The organism is Micromonospora sp. I033 (assembly GCF_053890995.1).
Window position 1 is genome coordinate 1 of the sequence record NZ_JBSSLX010000374.1, and the last position, 2,368, is coordinate 2,368.

Below are 2,368 nucleotides of genomic sequence, written 5' to 3' on the forward strand. Positions count from 1 at the left end.
GTGTGGTGGGGTCGGAGTTGTGTAAAAGAGACAACTCTCCCCCACGTCAATGGAAAGTTACGCGTCGGTAACCCGTTGTTCCACTGGGAGCACAAATCTGCGTATTGGACAAACCGCCACTATGGTCGAGGGATGGCATGCTGGGCGCCGTGTCCGCCCCACCGCCGCCGGAGAAGCCGCTCCGGGTGATGCCCTGGTGGCTGGCGCTGCTCGGGCTGCTGCTCGCCATCGTGCTCGGCTGGCTGGTGCTGGACTGGCTGCTCGCCGAGGCCGACCGGGCCGCCCAACCCGACACCCGGGCCACGCTGCGCGTCGACGCCATCCGCACCGGTCTCACCGTGGTAGCCGGCACCGGCGGAGGGCTGGCGCTGCTGCTCGCCGCCCGTCGACAGTGGATCAACGAGCGCGGGCAGCGGCACCAGGAGGCCGTCGCCACCCGCGACCAGGCGCACCGCGACCGGGTGCAGGAACACGCCGAGGCGGTCGCCGACGCCGGTCAGCGGCACCAGGAGCGGCAGGCCGCGGCCGCCGAACACGACGCCGCCGAGCGGCGGCTCACCGAGCTGTACGTCCGGGCCATCGAGCTGGTCGGCAGCGACAACCCCGCGGTACGCCTCGGCGGCCTGCACGCCCTGGAACGGCTCGGTCAGGACAACCCGGGGCAGCGTCCGACCATCGTGGCGGTGCTCTGCGCGTACCTCCGGATGCCGCCGCTCGACGACCCGCGCGAGACCGAGGTACGCCGCACCGCGCAGCGGATGCTCACCCGGCACCTCCAGGCGGACCGGGAGACCTGGTGGCCCGGCATCGCGCTGGACCTGACCGGCGCCCGGCTGGACGACTTCGACGCCGCCGGCTGCACCCTGGTGGACCTGGACCTGACCGGGGCGGTGTGCACCGGCACCACCAGCTTCGCCGGGGCGGTCGTGCACGGCCGGCTGCGGCTGGCCGCCGAGTTCGCGGACGCCGTGTTCGACGACCTCACCGGCGACGCGGAACTCGTGCTGGACGGCGCGCGCTTCACCGGCCGGGTGAGCTTCGACCGGGCCGACCTCGGGGCGCTCTCCTGCCGGAGCACGGGCTTCGCGGAGGTCTCCTTCCGCGGCGCCACGCTGCGGCAGCCGAGCAGCTTCGACCGGGCCCGGTTCGCCGGCAGCGCCAGCTTCCATGAGGCGGTGTTCCTGGGTGGACTGTCCATGGAGCACGCCACCTTCGAGGCGTACGCGGGCTTCCGCCGGGCGCGGTTCGCCGACATGGCGCTGTTCCGCTGGACCGAGTTCGGCGCGGAGGCCTGGTTCGAGGGGGCCCGCTTCGAGGGGGCGGCCAACTTCGGCCGGGCCGTGTTCCACGGCCGGGTCCGCTTCGAGGGGGCGACGCTGGCCCGCCGGCCGCTGGTCGACCAGGCCCGCGCGTCAGCGTCGGTGACCCACGTCTGGCCGCCGGACACCACCGTCGGCCGGCGCGACGACGACTGGCTCGTCCTCACCGACTCCTGACAGCCCCCACCCGGTGAACCGCCTCAGTTGCCCAGGGCCTGGACCTTGGCGATCGTCTCCTGCACCTGCTGCCGGGCCGGGCCGCCGCCCTGGGCGGCCTGGCCCAGGGCCTGCCGGTAGGCGTCGATCACGCCGATCAGCGGTCCGGCCGCCGCACCCTCCAGCGCGCCGGCCACCAACGCCCGCGCCTCGGCGGCGTCCTGGGCCGCGGCGGCCGTCTTGGCCTTCGCCTCGTCCAGCTTCTGCGCCGCCGCCGCCAGCCTCGCGATGATCTCCGCTGCGCTCACGCGCCCTCCCCACGTCGCCCGGGTCGATCGATCAGCCACTGGCCACCGCGGAGCCTATGAGATCGCCGCATCTCCCGCGACCGCGCGGGTCCTTCGACCTCGAATGGCAGCCGGGCGGTCAGCAGTCACGACCGCACCGAGCCAGCCGGGACGGCGAGGAGCCGCCACCTGATCAGGTCAACAGCCGGAAGACCACCAGGTAGAGGCAGAACAGCGACGGGGCGACCAGCGCGCAGATCACGAAGCCGAGTGGCACGTACCGCCCCGGCGGGGTCTCGCCGCCGATCACCGGGCGGCCCCAGCGCCCGAGCACCAGGTGTCCGGCCAGGAAGGAGAGCAGCGGGACGCCGGCGCACGAGACGGCGGCCACCAGGTCGAGCCCGGTGGCCGGCAGCGGCGAGCCGATCAGCGCCACGAGCATGAGCAGGGAGCCGGCCAGCGCGCAGGCCGCGTAGACGGCGACCGCCCGGGCCGGCGCCGACCAGGCCGGCAGCAGCACGGGCCGCCGGGCCAGGGCCTCGGCCTCCTGCCCGTACCGGTCGGCCTCGTCGGCCAGTTGCCCGGCCGCGCCCGCGGCGGGAACGG

General features: G+C 74.4%; 2 protein-coding genes and 1 pseudogene. 1 reads left to right on the forward strand and 2 read right to left on the reverse strand.

Annotation, left to right across the window (positions count from 1 at the left end):
• The first annotated feature begins 149 nt into the window (after positions 1-149).
• Entirely contained in the window at positions 150-1,496 is a 1,347-nt protein-coding gene (locus tag ACW0Q9_RS30250) for a pentapeptide repeat-containing protein (RefSeq protein WP_456187142.1), read from the forward strand.
• A 23-nt stretch (positions 1,497-1,519) separates the two neighbouring features.
• On the opposite strand, the gene ACW0Q9_RS30255 is transcribed toward ACW0Q9_RS30250, so the two are convergent.
• Together ACW0Q9_RS30255 and ACW0Q9_RS30260 are read right to left on the reverse strand one after the other, a co-directional pair.
• A complete protein-coding gene (locus ACW0Q9_RS30255; protein WP_456187144.1) occupies positions 1,520-1,783 on the reverse strand; it encodes a DUF6244 family protein in 264 nt (87 codons plus the stop codon).
• Positions 1,784-1,955: 172 nt separating this feature from the next.
• Positions 1,956-2,368, reverse strand: a pseudogene (locus ACW0Q9_RS30260) (hypothetical protein); the annotation flags it as partial.